Here is a 19,840-nt window from a genome sequence, read left to right on the forward strand (position 1 = left end):
AACGCGATTTGCTGTAACTGCTGCGCAACATTCAGCTCGAAAGAACTGCTTGAATCTGACGCGGCGTAACGTTGTAGGATTGAATGTCGCGAGACCTACGAGCAATCGCACGTGAATGCCGTAGAAGAGAGGGCGGCTGTCGTTGTGTTTACTGAATGAGAGATCTGAGCTGCTGCCGGTTTGATGGACACCCGGTTAAGCTAATCCCACCTTGCGCTCGAACTCAACCGGGCTGAGATAGCCGATGGTCGAATGCCTGCGGGTCGGGTTGTAAAATCTCTCGATGTAGTCGAACACATCGGCGCGTGCCTCATCTCTGGTTCGATAGATCTTGTTGGCCGTACGCTCGGTCTTGAGCGAGGAGAAGAAGCTCTCCATCGCCGCGTTGTCCCAGACGTTGCCGGAGCGGCTCATGCTGCAAACGATGCCGTGGTCGGCCATCAGGCGCTGGAACTGTTCGCTGGTGTACTGGCTACCCTGGTCGGAGTGATGCAACAGCGCATCCGGCTTGCCGCGCCGCCAGACGGCCATCAACAATGCGTCCGTCACGAGCTGCGCCGTCATGGCGGCACTCATCGACCAGCCCACCACGCGGCGTGAGAACAGGTCCATCACCGCTGCCACATAGAGCCAGCCTTCGGCCGTCCAGAGATAGGTGAAGTCGGCGATCCATTTCTGGTTCGGACGCTCGGCAGCGAACTGCCGGTCCAGAAGGTTGGCCGGCACCGTCTCGAGCTGTCGATCGCCGCTGTCCTTCGGCAAGCGCCGACGTCGCGGCCGTGCCCTCAAGCCTTGCAGGCGCATCAGCCGCTCAATGCGGTGCAGGCCGCAATCCGCCCCGTCGGCGAGCAGGTCACGCCACACCCGGCGTGCGCCATAGGTGCGGTCGCTGGCGGCGAAGCTGGCCTTGACCCTGCCGCCGAGCTCCTCGTCGCTGCGGAATCTGGCGCTGGGAGAGCGGTTCAGCCAGGCATGGAAGCCCGACCGCGACACTCCCAGCGCATCGCATAGCCATGCCACCGGCCAGATCGTCCGGTGCTTCGCGACGAAGGCGAACTTCATGTCGCTTCCTTCGCGAAGTAGGCTGCGGCCTTTTTTAGGATATCTCGCTCGGCCTTCAGCTTGGCGACCTCACGGCGCAGCCGCTCGATCTCTTGCTGCTCGGGCTTCATCTGCCCATGGCCGGGGAACGCCTGTACCGGGTCAGAGCCGAACTCCTTCACCCATTTGCGCAGTACGTTCTCATGAACGCCCAGGTCGCGACCGGCTTGCGCCACCGACACCCCGCGCTCCTTGACAAGCTTGACCGCTTCGATCTTGAACTCTCGGCTGAACTTCCGTCTCTGCATGACCAACCTCCGGCTTGATAAAACACCCAATCTCGGTGTCCATCAAACCGGCAGCAGCTCAGATGTCTACCTCCTACAGAGCGGTGTGTCGCCAATCAAGGCTTGGCGGCTATGAGGTGCCTCGGCTCCATCGACGAGCTCAGCATGCACCTGCCGCGCACAATACGCAGCTGCGTCAAGATCTCGCAATTCATATACCTTCCGCACGCGCTCGCGGACCTCCAAAACCACAATCCTCTGCGCACTGATCAGAGGGTCGATGTCTTCTTGTTGCAGAGCAAACAGCGCAGCGTCCGCGTCGTGGGTCAAATACCCCTCATTGCGGCCATCCTGCTCCAGCTCGGTCCACAGGATACCAAGCCTGTGAAACACACCCTTTGCCCGGTCTTTTTCAACGGCGCTATGAAATGCAACCCTTGTTGCTGATGGGTTGATGACGACGCAAGTTCCGCCTCCTGCGCTAGTCACCAACGTGCCCGCCGTCTCATTTGGCAGTAAGGATTTGCAGGAGATGGCAATTCCGCGGCCGGCAGCATATTCGATCGCGCCATGGTGAAGCACTTTCGCGCCGCAGCGCGCTATCCGGCTTGCGCTGGCATAGGAGACTCTCGGGAGCAGTCTTGCTTCTCTCACCATTCTCGGATCAGCGGAGTAGATACCACAGACATCCGAATAGATTTCGCAAGCGCCACTTCCTACGATATCCGCGGCTATCACTGCAGTTAGATCCGAGCTATTGCGGCCAAGCATTGAGACACGTCCATCCCCATCCACGCCCTGCGCTCCCGCAACGATTACCACGCGAGCCACCTCCAGCGCCTTCAGCAGCGGCTTGTCGTCAACCTCGTCTATGAGCGTCCTGCCAAAGAGCAAGGACGTTTTGATTCCAACCGAATACCCAAAGAGCGACGCCACCGGCACTGAATGTCTTTGCAATGCCGCCTCGAGCAGCCCAACGGAAATCATCTCTCCGGCTGTGAGGACCGCATGAGATGCATCGGTGCTGCAAGTCTCATTCACAGATAGCACCAGGGACTTGAGTGCCTCCGTATGGCCCTGCATCGCGCTAACCACAACTATCACTTGCTCCGCATCCTTTGCGAGCCTATCCAGTATATGTCTGGCGACGATGTGATAGGATCCCGCATCAGTAAAACTAGATCCCCCAAATTTCATTACCTTGATTGTCATGCGCTAGCGTCCATATTAAGTCACATTCTCTTCACCCGGCGTGGCAGTAAGGCGGACGACAACCCACTTCGCGGGCTAGACGTCTGTGACTCCGCCAATTGCTGAAAGACGCTCTTCCCACCAGGCTTGGCATCATCACAGCAACTGCCATACCATTCTTGGGCCTACGCTCATCGCCGTGCGGCCTCTCGCCGACGGATTAACTCCTGACCGTCGCTCAGGGGCGAACGCACGCCAGATCGCGGGTCTGGGCTTCAATTGAATACCTAGTGCGCCTCTGATATCGACGCACTCCCGACTGGTTCGGCGTCACACAGGTGAGTGTCCGACACCATACACATCTCTTCTACTTTTCCTTTGGCATCATGCTCTGTGACCGTGAGCCAGCGAGCCAGCGTCGCGAGCGCCGTCTTGTTGTGGCACGCGCCTTGCTGAGTCCTTAACTGATCAGATGTCGGGAGGTCTCTTGCTTACTCTGTCGATTGATGTCCAGCCCGTCCGCTTTTCGATGCAGGGACTCCCGTACTTGCTGGCCCACACCGGCAGCACCCTTCGGACACTATGCTTTAAGCCGTCGACCGAACGCGTAGCACATCATGCCGAGCCAGAACTGGACCTCCTTCGGCCCTGGATGGACGAGCTCGTCTCTGGATACGCGCTGCGATGCCGGCGAGAGCCGCACCAGGTGGTCGGACGGGCCGTTCTACTTCAGTTTGGGCGGCGCCGGTGACCAGTCAACACGTGCCAATCGCCTCCTGCCGCGAACTCGCTGCGAGGGAGCGTCGCAAAACTACCTGCACCTGCGGCGCACGCCGCCACGATTGTTTTGACGCCCAGCTCGTCCGCGGCACTGATCCCGTTGCTTGCACCCGGACCGCCAGATCTCAGTTGTCCTCAGGACAACGAGGTGTCCTGGCCAGCTTACACCAATACAGCAGATCACTAAGGTCAGACCGCACCCATTGCGACGGCGATTTGGACGCGCCCAGTCGAACAGCTGATTGGCACATCGCCGGATCTGATTCGGGGCGAACCCTGGCCAGATCCATACCTATCCACGGCCGTCTGCGTGCCTAACACCGATTGGTTAGTCGAAAGCAGACGGCGAAAGGCGGCCTGAGGAAGGTGTTTCAATGAGCCATGCATATCAACAGGAGTTTCGGCAGTCGCAATCAGTTGTGATTTCGCCTGCGCTTCAGCATTCGATAAAGCTGCTGCACTTGTCCAATCTCGATCTCGCCTCTTTCGTCGAGCAGGAGCTTGAGCGCAATCCGTTGCTGGAGCAGGATAGAGACATGCCCGCGCGAGACGATGCTGGAATGACGTCTGGCTGCGAAACGAGCGGTTCCAGCGAGCTCGCCGACGAGCCGCGCAACGTGGAAACCGACGATCTTCCCTCTCAGCCGTCCGCTGAGGCGATTGCGCAGGACGCAGAAGGTGATGGTCCGAGAGCCGGCGGAGACCTGACCGGTAGCCGGTCCAGCGAACAGCACTATGATCTTGAGGAATTCGTCTCCGCTGAGACGACCCTGCGCGATCATTTGAACGAGCAGCTCGGACTCGCTCTAACATCCCCCACAAAGCGAGCGATCGGACACTATTTGATCGATCTCGTCGATGAAGCCGGATACTTGCCGCAAGACTTAGGGCAAGCTGCCGAAACGCTCGGAGTACCGCGAGCTGATGTCGATGAGGTTTTGGCAATCCTGCAGGAGTTCGACCCATCCGGCGTGTGCGCTCGTTCGTTGAGCGAGTGCTTGGCAATCCAGCTCCGCGGGCGCGACCGTTACGACCCAGCGATGCAGGCTCTCGTCGCAAACCTTCATGTTGTACCGCAGGGCATTGCTGCCCTGCGCAGCGTCTGCGGAGTGAGCGACGAGGACATCGCCGACATGATTGCGGAAATTCGCGGCCTTAGCCCGAAGCCGGGACATCAATTTGGCGCGCCGCAACCCGAAGCTCTGATCCCGGATGTCTTGGTCCGCCGGAGTCCGGATAACGATTGGGTGGTCGAACTGAATAGCGAAGCGTTTCCCAACGTTTGCCTGAAGCAGGACTATCATCGTAAGCTTGCGAGCAAGCTCCGCAGCCATGATGACAAGTCCTACCTAGCTAATGCCTGGACTAATGCGCGCTGGCTGACAAAATCACTCGAGCACCGAGCCAACACGATTTTGACAGTCGCGAGCGAAATTGTACGCCAACAGCGGGATTTTTTCACCTGCGGCATAGAGCACCTTCGGCCTCTCAATCTCAAGGCTGTGGCCGAGGCTACAGGGCTGCACGAATCGACCGTTTCACGCGCAACAACCAACAAGTACCTAGCGTCCAATCGCGGGCGGCTCGAACTGAAATACTTCTTTACACCATCCGTCGCTTCAGTTGCCGGCGGAACGGCTCACTCGGCCGAAGCGGTTCGCCACCGTATTAAGCGGCTTATCGACTGCGAGGATCCGTTGTCGGTGCTATCAGATGACGCGATCGTTGAGCTGTTGCGCGCGTCCGGGATCGATATCGCGCGCCGCACCATAGCAAAATACCGTGACATATTGGGTATTCCCTCATCCATGCAGCGCCGCCGCCAGAAGCAAGCTGCTCCGGAGTATGTTTTGACAACGGCTCCAACTGGCCCAACAGACAATACGGAGACGGCCCGCGTCGAACAACGCGTCTCTAACGGCCGGCTGCCCGTACTTCAGGTACCTAGCAAGACCATCCGATGCCTTGGACAGCCGGATCCTCGGCCGCTCACCTCTCGGCGTTTAGCGCCCTCAGAACAGATTAGAGACGACTAACCGGCCCTAAGTCACTGGCCATCCACGTCATTCCGCGCTAGCCACATCACCTTTTCCGTTGCACCCACATAATCCGTCGGTGCTTCTAAGGCTGCAATGGGTCGCGCACGCAAGGCAGGGAATTCTTGAGCCCGGATTGTCTCAAAGACGACATCCGGCGCATTGGCTCGGTATTCTGTCTAACATCACTTATGGCAACACTGCACGTTCTACCAAGGATATCATCCACGGGCCCATTTTGCCGAATGCTTCAATAGCGCTTTCCGCCGACGGACATCACCATGGCATTGATCATGCGGTGCCCGTACGTCTCGGGAATGGTGAACACCGAATGATTGACGGACGTAGATCCGCGCTATTAAAGGTGCGCGTGGCGCGCGACAATGATGTTAAAGTACTGCTTCACACAATCAGCCCCCACATGACACTGCCGGCGCACCAGCTTTTTTCCCTACGCTCGGCATGACCTGAACGCGGCAGCCCAGCTCATTCACGCCGCCCGCCCGGGGCAGGCGCGCTTCGCCCGTTTCAGCGGCAAACTACCGCTTGGCTGGTCTAAGAGCCAACAACGCGGCGATATCGTTTTCAGCCTTGCGCAATGACTGGTTTGTTGTCGCGAGAAGGGGCCGACAGAAGAGCGCTGCCATCGCTGATGGATGGAGATTTCTTCATGCCGCGCCAGTATTGTCAACTGTCAGCGCTACCGCGGAGGCACCCTTATTATCGTGCTTTGATGGACAATCCGCCCGTTGTGCATCTTTCTTAGGTGGTCGGGCGATGGATCAATATGTCGTGCAGCGGACCCATAGCGGTGAGTGGGAGCACACCAGACGTAATCTGCGTCATCATAAGGAGCGGCACGCCAATTGCTAAATGAGGAAGAGAAATGTCTCCGCGCAAGCAGGTGCTCAATGACCTTTGCCAGAACGATGCTCCCAAAATGTGCGAGCCGCTGGACCGCGGCACCCTCGACCCTCTTCTTAGCACCCTCCGTCGGACATCAGACTATGACGCATTGCATTGAGAGCGCTCATCAAGCTTACAGCGCTCAAACGCGGCATTCTCTTCGCGCCGCGTCACGCATTTTCAGAGATTCTAAGCGAGTGTCTTGAACAGATGCGAATTGCGCGCCGCTCATACCGGCGACTTCCCCCTGAAGCGACATTGTAATGTTCTGTGCTACGCGCGTACGGCTCGAGATGCACCAGGTGACGCGCCCCTTTTTGTTAGATCCTGAAGAAGCTGGAGTTAGGCACATGGCAACAGGTGTAGTGAAATGGTTCAACGCAAAAAAGGGGTATGGCTTCATCAGGCCGGATGACGGAGGTCCGGACGTATTCGTACACGCCACAGCCGTCGCAAAAACCGGAAGATCCGACTTAGCCGAAGGGATACGAATTTGCTATGAACTCAAGACCGGTGCGGCTGGCCGGCCGTTTGCAGAGGAACTCAGTATTCCCTAGTGCAGAAGTGAGCAAAACTTGACAAGAGACCGCCACGCGATCGGTTTCAGCACATCTCAACTGTTTGCAAAGGCTGCGTCATCGGCCCACTCCGCCTTTGCTTTCAGTTGCCAACGGTGCGCTTCGCGCCGGCAGCTCAATTTGAAACTTCGCTCGCCCGTGACGAGCATCCGTGACACAAATGCGTCAGCAGGATCTACCCTAATCCGTCGTCCGTGAAGAGCGGCTAAGCGATTGAGCTGGGATCGCATTATTCATTGTGGCCTGTTTTGGGATTGCAGGGTTTTGATGCTTCGGGCATCGGAACCCTGCAATTCCGTTTTGAGGATTCCATCGAATCGCCAGTCATGATTCCGTCCTCGCATCGGAGGTGGCGATGCGACCGAAGAAGCCCAAAGCGACGGGATCGGGCGATCTGTTCCGGGCCAGGCTGGACCAGATCATCAACATGAAGCACGAGCTGGTTCAGCTCGCCGGCAAGGTCGACTGGGACTGGATCGACGGCGAGATCGCGCCGCTCTACAGCAAGAACGGTCGGCCGGGGATTGCGACCCGCTTCATGATCGGGCTGCTGCTGCTCAAGCACATTTACAGCCTGTCCGATGAGGGGGTGTGCGAGCGCTGGGTCCACGACCCGTATTTCCAGTACTTCACCGGCGAAGAGTTCTTTCAGCACGCGTTCCCGCATGAGCGCTCGGACCTGAGCCACTGGCGCAAGCGGCTTGGCGACAAGCTGGAGCTGTTGCTGGCCGAGAGCCTGCGGGTGGCGCACGAGGCCGGCGCGTTGCGCAGCCAGGACCTCAAGCGGGTCACGGTCGATACCACCGTGCAGCCGAAGGCCATCACCTTCCCGACCGATGCCAAGCTGCTGCACGCGGCAATCAAGGGGCTCAACCGCCTGGCGAGGAAGCACGGGGTCAAGCTGCGGCAGTCCTATCTTCGCATTGCCAAGACCGCGGCGATGATGGCGGGACGCTACGCCCACGCCAAGCAATTCAAGCGGCATCAGCGGCAGTTGCGCATCCTGCGCAGCCGGCTGGGCCGGATCATCCGCGATATCCGCCGCAAGATCGAAGGTCAGGCCGTGCTCGAGAACGCCTTCGCCCTCCCGCTCGGCCGGGCCTCGCAGATCCGCTCGCAGCAGCAGCGCCAGCGCGGCTGGAAGCTTTATTCCTTCCATGCTCCAGAGGTCGAGTGCATCGGCAAGGGCAAGGCCGCCGCGCCCTACGAGTTCGGTGTCAAAGCCTCCATCGTCACCAACAACCGCCGTGCTCCTGGCGGCCTGTTCGTGCTGCACGCCAGGGCGCTACCCGATAACCCGTACGATGGTCACACCTTGCGGGACGTCATCGACCGCACCGAGACACTCACCGGCTGTGCGATCGAGCGGGCCTATGTCGACAAGGGATACCGCGGCCACGACGCGCAAAATCCTCGTCGCGTCTTCATCTCCGGCCAGAAGCGCGGCGTCTTCGGTGTCATCAAGCGCGAGCTGCGCCGCCGCTCCGCCATCGAACCCATCATCGGACACCTGAAGACCGATGGTCACCTCGGCCGATGCTACCTCAAAGGCCGCCCCGGCGATGCGGCTAACGTCATCCTCTCCGCCGTGGGTCACAACTTCCGCCGTGTCCTCGCCTGGCTGAGGGCTCTTTGGTGCCTGATCCTGACCACCCTCATCGCGGCCCCCAGCGAATGCTCACCGCTCAAATCGGTTTCTTAACGGACGGCTAATCCGGCGCTCAACCCAACAAAAACAACAAAAAGCGAGAATCAACGCACCTAAGCCGCGAAGAGCCCTCCTCACGTCGTAAACATTCTTCCGAAAGAGTGCGTTTGGCCCAAGGTTATCCTGTTGAGGTGCTCTCTCTGAGAATAGAGCACCTTTCATTCCCGTTCATGAAATCGTTCGAGCGCTGCAATAAGACAATTGATCAATGCCATCCTGCTAAACGGTTTAGCAAGCAGGCAAATAGCGCCAGCTTCAATTGCGCGGGCGCGGACTGATTTTTCCGCAAAGGCCGTAATGAAGATAAACGGCGTTTGACGGCCGTCGCTGCGCATTTGCTGTAACAGCTCCAGCCCGTTCATGAGAGGCATCTGGATGTCAGCAATTACACACGACGTGGCAGCCACCACTTCAGAGCGCAAAAACTCGGGAGCGGATGCAAAAACTTGGACGTCATAGCCGCGGGAAGCCAGAAGATTGTTTGTGGCGGCACGAACCGATGGATCATCGTCAATGATCGAAATGAGATGGGGCATTGATGAAACCGAGATCCCTTCGACGGGAGCGCCACTGGACCGGCAGCCGCCACCATTATTTAGGTATGCACGTTTGCCCTGATCGGGACAGGCCCGACAATTCGACCATTCTTATGAGATCGGCAAGCGACTTAGCACCGACTTTGCGCATGGCCTGGCCACGATAAACTTTGACGGTAATCTCCGCTAGACCAAGTTCACCCGCCACTTGCTTGTTCAACAGCCCTGATGCGACTAGCGTCAGAATGTCCCGCTCGCGCGTCGTCAAACTTTCAAAACGAGAACGCACTCCGGCTTGCATCTTCTCGAGCTCTCGCTTCTTTCGATCTCTTTCAATTGCAATCTGGACTGCATGAAGCAAATCTCGGTCGCGGAATGGCTTTGTCAGGAAATCAACCGCACCACCTTTCATGGCCTGTACCGTCATGGGAACATCAGCGTGACCTGTTATGAAAACAATCGGCGTATGCATATTGGCGCTAGCAAGACCGGATTGCAGCTCAAGACCGCTCAATCCGGGCAGCCGGATATCGAGCACAAGGCAGCTCGGCCCCTCGGGGGGCTCCGATTCTAGTAACTCCGCTGCGGAGGCGTAGTCCCTTACTTTCAAGCCTGCCGATTGGAAAAGGTTTGTAAGAGCGTTGCGTATAGAGGCATCGTCGTCGACGATCAACACAACTGCTTCCTCGTAACCGGCCACTAAATGCGACGCTTGTAAGTGCTCGTTCACAGGCCCATCCTTTTCAATCAGAACTATCTCGAGTGCAGAAAAACGATCTTATATCGGCCCTTCTCGGACGGGGATGGGCGACCATGGCTATGGTCGTGAAAACCCTATCGACTTCGGTTTATAGGCCGCCTCGAGACAAACATCCTATAATTGGTGTCCGGCCACCATTTCCTGTGGCCATCCCTCCGAATCCCCCAACTCTTGCGAACTATGCAGACGCGTAAACCAACGGCCTCGCCCAAAACTGCCCGCTCATGAGTTCGCCGGAAACAGGCGAGAGATCGTCGCGAAATCCGATCTTCTTGCGGACTGCCGAGCTTCTATCAAAAATTACCACTTTCGATCGGCCGAGCAAAACGAACAATCTGAAGCCCGCTATCATAGGTTGTCACGTCGTCGCACGGTTGGTTTGAGTTGTGGACGAAGGGGTAACTTGATAAGCTAAAACAGTGTGTTTGACGCAGATAAGGCTAGCCGGCGCTCCCTGCCACGCGCGCTTGATAGGGAACGCGTAGAACTCGGATTCGTTGTGCTCTAATCTCGCGACGCCTGTTGGTTGCGGCCGCGTGCGGAGCCGGCATGCTGCCGACATTCCTCGAATCGAATTGGCCAATGGTGCTAATCACAAGTGTTTTTCCCCGATGTCAACAGCTGTAGAACATGGAAGGGGCGGAGACGCTGGCTTTTCAAAGCGGTGAGTGATCCTATCAACTACGCCAGCCCCTGACCGGCTCGGATTGCTTTGAGCTCCTATTTCTCCAAATACATCCTCACACGCTCGATGGAGATGATAACCGCGACCCCGGTTGGTCTGCAGGGGACGCGTCCGGTCCGTCGAGTTGGCTGCGAATTCCTGTAAGGAGCACAGTTCTCCGGAATCGTAACGCTAATTGCGTTGCAACGGCTTTCTGCAACTCCTGGTGTAAACCAGAGAGATCGCTTCTGCTCGACACCATGAAGGCGCCGAACATGGAACAAGGGCGCGCGGCAGCACCTGTGCGCCTGTCGAACGCGGCACCAGAAAGCGGATACAGCAAGAGAACGGCGGCTTTGGCCCGCACGATCATAAATCGTAATGGGCGAGCCATCATGACTGACTGGCCTATCGACCCGCGATCGTCGGGGCGGTCCGGCAGCAACCGGCTGCCAAACCGCCCCTAACATCACCACGGGAGGGGGGAGGCGGGATGGTGATGCTGGCTTGCAGGCAGCAAAAGCCGTGCCTCAACCAACCAAGGAGGCAGAACATCAGCTAAGACGTCTACAGCCGGCAAAGACGAACCTGACTGCCTGGCAGGCCACCGGCGCACATCTGGTTAAACAAGAGCGGAGTTCTGACCAGGACTAGATGATTGGCCTTTGAAGGAGCGCCGATCGACCCGAGCAAAACGCGCTCTGATCATTTTGCCTTTCGAGCAAGCCTGCCGGCTACAACCAAAGCTCCGCAACCGTCTTCGAGCCACGGCAAGGCGCTCCCGCGGGCGCCTTCGCGCAAGCGGTAGTTCGCCGCTTAGGTCAGATTTGACTCGAGCGGCCGAAGGCGGCGGGCAGGGACGGCTCTAACTTACAGATTCTAACGAATATCACACGCGTTGCGACATTTTTGACGGGGGCGGCACAAACCTCTGCACGCGTCGCCTCGCGCGCAGGGGCGCACCGTCCCCTAGGCCAGCCGCGCGCGGCTGACTTGAGTGCCTTTTAGCGAAAGTCCCCTCGGATCGACCAATTGATTGTTTGGATGGCTTCATAACTGGCACTGATATCACAATTTGTCTTGGCTCAGCAGAGGAGCTTAGAGGACGCCTTTCGCGCTAAGTTAGCGTAGAAATTACGTGGATCGTTCCCTTCCGGGGACCATATACGCAGTGTCATCAGCGTCGTGCCGAGAGTTGGCATGGCGGCAAACAGATAGCAGCGTCATGCGAGGGGGTAGAGGAGGGCGCTCTCAGAAACAGCCTCGCCGCTGTGCTGCGCTCTTCCCCGAACGCTAAACACATTTGCGTTCAGCGATCTTCTGCTACACCATTTGGACCACAGGTCATCGATCCGACGCGCACTCGTCCCGTTCGCAACGATAATGGTATTCCATGCGGTAACCAGCCGCCTCTGTTCACCTTTAGCGGCGTGTTGTAGCGTTACACGCGAATGTCACGCGCTCCTCCGTCGCTGGCATCGCGCAGCAAGAACGAATCACGTCAAAGGCGGCACCTGCGCCGCTCGAGAAGCCTGATCTTCCAACGAAAACGCGGGAGGCTCTAAGCGGCTGTCGATTCAATCTGGATCGGCGGATGCATACGCTTGGAGAAGGTCCCCCGCGATTGTTTCGCCTCAACGCGGCGGAGATATCGCGCCGGCTGCGGGATGCGTTGAAGCAATAGGCGCCTCATCGTTTAAGCCATCCGGCACATCACAGCCACCACCAAATGACCGCACCTTTGCTTCCATAGAAGTACTTTCGAAATCGTCCGATGAGCCTGTTCGAACTGGAGTCCGTAAGGAGGCCGGTTAAACACGATCACTTCCGGCAGCGATTTGCGCAGCCGCGCAACGTCACAAGTACCAGGACGCTGATCGATTAGTGCTTCAACCGCGACCAAAGCGAAACAGGTACAATCAAACAACAAATCAATACGAGGCAGCATCCCGGCCGCTCACTCTGACGCGTGATGCTCTCGCCCTGTTAGCCATGCACTATACAGTCGAGATAGGCGCGTCGAAGCAGTGCGTATCACTCACAGTATTCTTTGGTCAAGAATACGATCATCCAAGGCCCCGTGGATTCAGCAGCCTCGCACAGTGGCACACCACTTGCTGTAGGGATTATGAGCGTTGGAGATGCACATGAGAAAATGCTATGTAACTCATCCCGTGTCAGGCAGCGAACAAGGGCGCATGCTCCGCATGTGCGACAGGGGCACCAGACCGAAGCAGGACCAGCCTCGTCATAGCTATGTGCAAACCGGCGCTGACCGCCTGATACCGACTCAGCCTTTGCCGAAACGGCCGCCTCTTCGCATCCGTGCGACCCATTGTCATCGCCGCACGTGCTCCACGCCAAGCAGGCGCCCTGGCCGTCACATTTATTTTGCCCGTCGGCTTCCGGAGCGCCGGTCCGACGAATCGACGCCGCCCACCCCGCATCCGCCGAGAGAGACCGCAGATCATGCATACGATCGACTGCATTGGCGCTTGGACCAGCCTTGAGGCCAGAGCGAAAACATAAGGGGTCGGACGCTCACTCTTTGTCTTCGCCAGCACTCCTGAGGATACCTCTTGGTGAGCACCTACAACCAGCCGCGCATTCCGGCCCTCAGCGGGCCATGCGAAACCAACTGCAAAGCACGCGGTATCAGGCAGGATCGATCGCTTCAACCGGTCGAAAGCTGCCGAGGCTTTGACAACGCTGTGGTACCGATGAGCGACGACTTGATCGATTGCGCCATCAACACGCAGTCGCTTTCACTTCTCTTCCAAATGCTGGTAGACAGAGCTGGAACGTTAGGTTTCGATTCAGTTGCGTGCGCGGCAGTAACATATCTCGCGCCGAGGCGCCTCCCTAACAGTCCTGCCCCCATGATCGCCTCGAACTTTGCATTCCACGGGAGTCAACAGTACACCAAACGTGAATACGGCAATATAGACCCCGCGATTCATCGATTACCGCGATTTGCGAGCCCAGTGCGATGGGATCAGCTGTCTGAGGAATGTCAATTGCTGCCACACGAGCAACGCGTACTGGAATTCTACGCACTAGCTGGCCTTAAGCATGGCGTAAGCGTTCCCTACTTTGCCGCGTATGGCCGTATATCGGTAGCGTTGTTTGCCTCCGAAACGGCTGAACCCGATCCCCAGGGCTCCTTACCTCATCTCAGCGCGCTGGCGTCTCAGTTTTTTATCGCCTATAGCCTGCTCGCGCCTCTAGCAGATGAAAAACGATATTTAGCTGTGACCTTCACTCCGCGTGAACGAGAAATCATGTTTCTAATGGCGGACGGCAAGTCTTCTTCGATTATTAGCACGCTCCTGAACATCAGTGACAATACAGTCAACTTCCACATCAAGAACATCCTAAATAAGGTCGGCGCTGGGTCGCGCATTGTGGCCCTCCGAGACGCTTATCGCGCCGGTCTTATCCCCTACAGGCCTCCAAGAAACGAGTAGCCTCGGTTGCTCGAGTGAGCGCGCATGACGCACGACGGTTCTGGTGTTGCGAGCAACCGGGCGCTGCTTTGAGCTCCTGGGATCTGCCTCAAGCAAACGCTGTGCCTGCCCCCGCCTTCGGGGCCGCGTCTTTCGCCCCGCGACGATGGGAAGGACTCCCGCCAGCACGACTTCAGCCTGTCAAAACGCAGTCCGGAACCGTTCCCTTTGCGTCACGAAGAACTGCCTCGACCATCGGGATAATGATCTCGGTTGAAGGTTGTTTCCATCGGTGACGGGCCGGAGGGAGGCGCAGCCGACCGGGGGGGGGCCGTCACCAGCGGTCGGCGTCTTGATGAGGCAGCTCTTTCGTTTGGCGCGGAAGCGATAGCTGTCGCCGCGGAGGGGCAGACGTGGGTGGGGTGCAAGAGCCTGTCGAGGATCCGGTGATAGACCACCATATCGGCGAACATGGTCCCCTATCCGCCTACGCTTCCGTTCGACGTGATCCGCATGGCAACGGCTTCGTAGCGGCGGCTGACCGGTTGGAAGAACAGATGCGCCGCATCGGGCTCTAGCCGCATGTAACCAAGTTCGTCGATGATCAGCAGCTTTGGCTTCGTCAGCCCAAGCATTTTCTCGTCCCGGCGCCGCTCGCCATGCGTCTTGATGAGGCCAGCGACCAGCGCCCTCTAGGTGGTGAACTGCACCGCGCAACGGGTAGGATCGTCTCTCGCCCAAGCCCGTTGTTTCGTTAGTGCTCCAAGACCGTGGCACAGAACTTGTCGATGAGCGCCCAAGGACATTGGCGATGGCCTCCTGATGCCACGACAAGTCCACCTTGCGCGAGGCCGACCGTTTGCGCGACGTGCGTAGCGAACGCGTAAGCGGCCCCGTTGTGCACCCCATTCCGGCACCTTGGCCATCGCGCTAACTTGGTCACCGCTCATCCCCGGAACCTATTCCTGCTGCAGTCTCACTCCGCCGCTCTGCGACGGGCTCGTTTGCAACCGAATAACGAGCTTGAAGATGACGTTGCGTCAAGTTGTACGAGGAAGGAATCGCGACAATGCGAAACGTGTAGCTGCAGCTTGTCAAGAACAAGAAGGTGTCATCATATGAACGAAATCGCCACCGCATGAAGAAGCCAAGAGTTGGAAAGCCAACCCTGCCGGAACCCGATGATGATCCCTATCTCTGGCTGGAAGAGAGGGAGGGCCGGCGCGCGCTGCGCTTTGTTGCGCGACAGAACACCAAAACTCTCGAAGCATTTTGCGGGGCCGCATTCACCCGAGATCGAGCACGTCTAAGGATGGCATACGATCGATATGAGCTCATCCCTCGCTTCATCCGAGCTGGGGCCTTCATCTACCACCTTTTCACGAATGCTGACAATCCTCGAGGCCTTCTGCGACGGACCACGTTGGCAGAGTTCAAGAGTGCTCAGCCATCTTGGGACTCTCTCATTGACATCGATCAGCTGGCCGCCTCGGAGGGTCAGGATTGGCTATTGAGCTGGATCGCCGTGCTGCCGGCGGGCGCCCGCATGATCCTAGCTCTATCTGCTGCAGGCAGGGAGGCTGTCACTCTGCGAGAATTTGACTTGACCAACAGAAACATTGATCCCAGAGGCTTCTATTTGCCAAAAGCAATAAGTGACATTGCCTGGCTCGGCCCTGACGAAGTTCTGTTGTCCAGTACCTTCGGCACCAACATGACAAGCACGGCCGGCCACGCCTGAGCGGTGCGTTTGCGGCAGCGTGGCCAGGCAATAGAACGAGCACCGGTCGTGTTTGAGACAAGTGCTGATCATTTAGGAGTTAGCTGTCATGTTGAACGGAGGGCGCCGACCGCAACCGTCTGGTTTATCGACCGGCCCGATTTGCTCAACTTGCACATCTATCTCGGGAGCGAGAGGGGAGCAATCGTCAAGCTCGCGCTTCCAAGCGACATTCAGCCGGCCATGCATCGGGACTTTTTCGCTTTTAGACTCCGTTCAGCCTGGACGGTCGCTGGGGTGAACTACGAGCGAGATAGCCTGCTGGGCATTTCGGTAAGCGCCTTTCTTGTGGGCGATCGCAAGTTTGCCGTACTATTTCAGCCAAGTCCATGCAGAGCGTTGCAGGACTTCTTCTGGGCTGGGAACAAGCTCGTTCTCTCCATCCTCGAGGAATTGCGCCCCGTCATCGAGATTTGCGATGCGGACTATAGGTGGGCCCGCGAGACACTCCCCGGACTTCCACAGGTCGGGGTTGTCGATGTTCGACCGTTTGATCAAGAGCAGCTTGAGGGAAACGGCGACCTGCTTGTCGAGACCGAGAACCCAATCACTCCTGGGTCTCTTTCGCTAATTGAGGGTGGCGTTGGCAGTCCGATAGTACTCAGACCCGCGCCGAGGTTATTCATCGCGCAGGGTCTTGTAGTCTCGCAACACGAGGCCGTTTCGACCGACGGCGAGCGCATCCCATACATTCAGACCGGTCCGGTAATCGAGACTGGGAACGCGCCGGTGCATATGACCGGTGATGGCGGCTTCGGACTCTCGGTAAGACCGCACTACGATGTGACACTCGGGAAGCTTTGGCTCGAACGCGGCGGGACCGCCGTGCAGGCTGCTCTACGGCGTGGCGGAGAGTTCGGAGCGAGCTGGCATGATGCAGGAAGGGGGGCGGGCAAGACGTTGTCCCATGATGATTTCGCCGCCGTTGCAGCCGATCTCGTGCGGCGCGGCGTTACACAATATAAGCGAATCGCCGCTGCCGGCTGCTCGAACGGCGGGCTCCTCATCGCCAATATGCTCACGCGCTATCCTGACCGGTTCGGTGCATTGTTATGCACGCTACCGCTCGTGGATATGCGCCGATACACGACATTTTCGGGTGGAGCGAGCTGGATTGCAGAATACGGCGACCCCAGCAAGCCTGACGATTGGGAATGGCTGAAGAGTTATTCCGCCTATCACGCCGCTGAACCAGATCGACCCTATCCACCAATTCTCATCACGGCCACTCGCCACGATGATCGCGTCCATCCCGGGCACACCCGCAAAATGCTCGCGAAACTGCAATCGATGAAGTATGAAGCCTACTTATATGAGGTGCCAGGCGGAGAACGTGGTCTCGGCTGGAAGAGCGAGTCTGCCACATTACAGGCGCTAGGACTTCAGTTCCTCAAGCGCAAGATCGGATGGCGCGACTACGAATAGCGATTGCGCCATTTGTTGGCGCGTATGTCCCAAACGGCTACTGTTCGCGGAGTGCCATCATGCATGCAATGCGAGAGGCGAGCTGCAGAGCATCCTAGCGCTTACTCGGCGCCTCTTTATCAAGGGCGGACGGCAAACGGTATGCCGCGGCTGCTCATTGCGACAGCGCGACAACTCTCGAACTAGCTCAATCACAGCGAGCTATGGATTGCCTTTTCCTTCCAACTAGTCGGCTGCCTGTAGCGCGACGCGCCTGCTTTATCCGCTCAAATTGCACAACAACATTACGAGTACGCCCACAGGACCACCAAGCTGAACCGGCTCGTCTTCCGGCGACGCGTCGCTGGCATGCCCAATATGTCTTTGCAGGTGGATGCCTTACTGATAAGCCTTGTCTCTGAGAAGCATTGGAGCGGGTATGCCTAAAAAAGGAAACAAGAGGGTCATTCGCCGTGAGTACACTCGCGCTGACGTGAAGGAACTCCGAGATCATTCAAGAGCCAAGACACCAGTCATTCAAATTGCAAAGCTTACAAAGCGAACTGTTGGGTCGCTACGTCAGAAGGCGCGTAAACTCGGAATACCTCTCGGTCACCGGCGATAAAGCGCGTACAAGCGACGACGTACCAGCGATCTGTTCCGCGGCCGCGCTGCAGCGAATTAGACTAGAGCAACCGCCCTGAAGACGTTGCTGCTGTTCGATGGACGCGGAGCCTTAACTCAAGATGCGAGGGACCAGTCGAGGCTCTAGGCCGGGCTGGAGCTGGTGTGCGTCGAGTTCTGGCTGGATCGAGCCGCGTCCGCAAGCGACTCATATCCAACACTTCAAAGCTATAAATAGATTCACGGAGAGTATGACTTGGCGTTGCCGTTACCGAGTGATGATCCCTTTTTCAACCAAATAACCGAGCACGATCTCGGCCAGTCGATGCGGCCCGTGGCCTGCAGCTTCTAGATGACGGAGCGGCGGTTCGGATGATGCATCGGCCACCTTTAACAGCTCGGGGAGCCCCGCCTTGGCGTGCATTTCGCAGTTATCGTGCTGCACGCATCCGCCGTTTTGGTCATCCACAAACACCTCGATGAACTCAGCGGCGCTCACAAGAGCACGCACGTGGTCCCGACTTGTGCTTGTAGGGCAGGGGAGCGCACAAATCACGATCAGGCCCGCGTCGACCATTAGTTTAGCAATTTGGCCAATGCGCCAAACGTCTTCCTTACGATTGGTTTCGCCAACCGCAATCCCGACATTGCCTGCCTCCAACAACATCGTGTGATGCGCAAGCTCAAACAACTTCTGCTCGACCAGGTTGCCAATAGCTGCCTTGCCGTGCTCCCCTGTCAACCAGATGATGCAGGCCCGTTGTTGCTTGAGTGCGGAGCGCTCGCTCTTGCCAAGTGGCAACGGTGGCCTTCCAATCCCGCCAATGCGCCGCAGCTCCAAGGCGATCATCCCGGCACCGACCGTCCGATTGGTGTAGCGATCGATTATAATGAAAGATCCAGTGTGCCTATTCTTCTTATAGGAATCGACGCATGCCGGTGTTGCAAGCGCAATATCGCACAGCCCGATTTCATTAAAGCTCAACGCGTGGGCTTCGATCTGAGCGCCCGTATTGATGTCAATTTTGTGTCGTGTCGCGCGAATATGACCCGATGCAATCGATTGCGCGCCGATGCGGAAGGCATACGGCCGGCCCACCGCCATAGCCTGTTGGTCCATCCAGATCACGTAAGCAGCAAATTGATCCGAGACTTCAGGCTGATTTAAAGGATCAGCCAAAACATCTCCCCGCCCAACGTCAATGTCATCAGCAAGCGTAATGGTCACGGCGCTGCCGGGTTCCGCGCGCGCAAGTTCTCCATCATACGTCACGATCTTTTCGACACGCGAGCTTCGACCCGACCTCGCGACAACGATTTCACCTCCGACTTCGATGCTACCGGAGACGACGGCGCCGGCATAGCCGCGAAACGCGCGGCTGGGACGATTTACCCATTGCACCGCAAAACGAAACGGCTGGTCGGCCGTATTGGGCTGCGCGTTGATACTTTCGAGGTGATGCAGTAAACACGGTCCCTTATACCAGCCAGTGGCCTCGGACCGCCCCGTGACGTTATCGCCGTATCGCGCAGAGATCGGAATGGCGGCTATCGAAAGGAACCCGAGCGCCGACGCAAAGGCGCGATAGTCCGCAACGGCGCGGTCGAAACTTTCCTTGCCGTACCCGACCAAGTCCATCTTGTTGACTGCCAGTACGACGTGCCGAACGCCCAACAGGGAGCAGATAAGCGAGTGGCGCTTCGTCTGTACGAGAACTCCTTTAGACGCATCGATCAGAATGACCGCCAACTGGGCATTTGAGGCAGCAGTTGCCATGTTTCGTGTATATTGTTCGTGCCCCGGAGTATCGGCAACCATGAATGACCGGCGGCCAGTTGAAAAGTACCGATACGCGACGTCAATGGTGATAGCCTGCTGACGCTCAGCCTCGAGTCCGTCGACCACCAGGGCAAAGTCGATTTCTTCCCCCGTCGTGCCATACTTCAGGCTATCCCGAGCAAGTGCCTTTAGCTCATCGTCCCGGATCGAGCTGCTGTCGTGCAGCAGCCTTCCGATCAGCGTCGACTTCCCATCGTCAACCGAGCCGCACGTGATAAAGCGCAACTGATCTTTGCCATCCAGCCGCATAGGCGCTTCC

General features: G+C 57.7%; 12 protein-coding genes. 6 read left to right on the plus strand and 6 right to left on the minus strand.

Annotation, left to right across the window (positions count from 1 at the left end):
- Positions 1-195: 195 nt before the first annotated feature.
- Positions 196-1,349 (minus strand): IS3 family transposase gene (locus BDOA9_RS34815; protein ID WP_152033737.1). Its coding sequence is split into 2 segments (ribosomal slippage): positions 196-1,100 and positions 1,100-1,349, totalling 1,155 coding nucleotides; the frame shifts between segments, so codons are not numbered across the junction.
- A gap of 66 nt (positions 1,350-1,415) precedes the next feature.
- Positions 1,416-2,540, minus strand: coding sequence for an amino acid kinase family protein (locus BDOA9_RS34825; RefSeq protein ID WP_052363156.1), 1,125 nt, complete (start codon positions 2,538-2,540; stop codon positions 1,416-1,418).
- A gap of 1,133 nt (positions 2,541-3,673) precedes the next feature.
- Here BDOA9_RS34825 and rpoN point away from each other — a divergent pair.
- From rpoN to BDOA9_RS34845, 3 genes are all read left to right on the plus strand, one after another.
- Positions 3,674-5,335 (plus strand): RNA polymerase factor sigma-54, encoded by a 1,662-nt coding sequence (rpoN, locus tag BDOA9_RS37280; RefSeq protein WP_082847983.1) that lies wholly within the window; start codon positions 3,674-3,676, stop codon positions 5,333-5,335.
- A 1,256-nt stretch (positions 5,336-6,591) separates the two neighbouring features.
- The gene (locus BDOA9_RS37285) at positions 6,592-6,798 is read left to right on the plus strand and encodes a cold-shock protein (RefSeq protein ID WP_082848032.1); all 207 of its coding nucleotides are present in this window, start codon (positions 6,592-6,594) and stop codon (positions 6,796-6,798) included.
- 376 nt (positions 6,799-7,174) lie between these two features.
- Positions 7,175-8,521 carry an IS5 family transposase gene (locus tag BDOA9_RS34845; RefSeq protein WP_025038562.1) on the plus strand — a complete coding sequence of 449 codons (1,347 nt, stop codon included), beginning with the start codon at positions 7,175-7,177 and terminating at the stop codon, positions 8,519-8,521.
- A 164-nt stretch (positions 8,522-8,685) separates the two neighbouring features.
- Here the strand turns inward: BDOA9_RS34845 and BDOA9_RS34850 are convergent, their stop codons facing one another.
- Together BDOA9_RS34850 and BDOA9_RS34855 are read right to left on the minus strand one after the other, a co-directional pair.
- The gene (locus BDOA9_RS34850) at positions 8,686-9,063 is read right to left on the minus strand and encodes a response regulator transcription factor (RefSeq protein WP_025038563.1); all 378 of its coding nucleotides are present in this window, start codon (positions 9,061-9,063) and stop codon (positions 8,686-8,688) included.
- 55 nt (positions 9,064-9,118) lie between these two features.
- A complete protein-coding gene (locus BDOA9_RS34855) occupies positions 9,119-9,793 on the minus strand; it encodes a response regulator transcription factor (RefSeq protein ID WP_025038564.1) in 675 nt (224 codons plus the stop codon).
- A 3,276-nt stretch (positions 9,794-13,069) separates the two neighbouring features.
- Here BDOA9_RS34855 and BDOA9_RS34860 point away from each other — a divergent pair.
- Positions 13,070-13,954, plus strand: coding sequence for a helix-turn-helix transcriptional regulator (locus BDOA9_RS34860; protein WP_152033738.1), 885 nt, complete (start codon positions 13,070-13,072; stop codon positions 13,952-13,954).
- Positions 13,955-14,412: 458 nt separating this feature from the next.
- On the opposite strand, the gene BDOA9_RS39705 is transcribed toward BDOA9_RS34860, so the two are convergent.
- Positions 14,413-14,568, minus strand: a complete 156-nt coding sequence (locus BDOA9_RS39705) for an ATP-binding protein (protein ID WP_244521622.1) — start codon at positions 14,566-14,568, stop codon at positions 14,413-14,415.
- A gap of 503 nt (positions 14,569-15,071) precedes the next feature.
- Between BDOA9_RS39705 and BDOA9_RS39710 the strand changes: the two genes are divergently transcribed.
- Together BDOA9_RS39710 and BDOA9_RS34870 are read left to right on the plus strand one after the other, a co-directional pair.
- Positions 15,072-15,674: a hypothetical protein gene (locus BDOA9_RS39710; protein ID WP_244521623.1), complete on the plus strand. Its 603-nt coding sequence runs from the start codon at positions 15,072-15,074 to the stop codon at positions 15,672-15,674.
- A gap of 48 nt (positions 15,675-15,722) precedes the next feature.
- Positions 15,723-17,138, plus strand: coding sequence for a prolyl oligopeptidase family serine peptidase (locus tag BDOA9_RS34870; RefSeq protein WP_244521624.1), 1,416 nt, complete (start codon positions 15,723-15,725; stop codon positions 17,136-17,138).
- An 871-nt stretch (positions 17,139-18,009) separates the two neighbouring features.
- On the opposite strand, the gene BDOA9_RS34875 is transcribed toward BDOA9_RS34870, so the two are convergent.
- Positions 18,010-19,830 carry a bifunctional sulfate adenylyltransferase subunit 1/adenylylsulfate kinase gene (locus tag BDOA9_RS34875; protein ID WP_244521625.1) on the minus strand — a complete coding sequence of 607 codons (1,821 nt, stop codon included), beginning with the start codon at positions 19,828-19,830 and terminating at the stop codon, positions 18,010-18,012.
- Positions 19,831-19,840 lie beyond the last annotated feature (10 nt).

The sequence above is a fragment of the Bradyrhizobium sp. DOA9 genome, from assembly GCF_000617845.2.
In the GTDB taxonomy this organism is placed as follows: Bacteria; Pseudomonadota; Alphaproteobacteria; order Rhizobiales; family Xanthobacteraceae; genus Bradyrhizobium.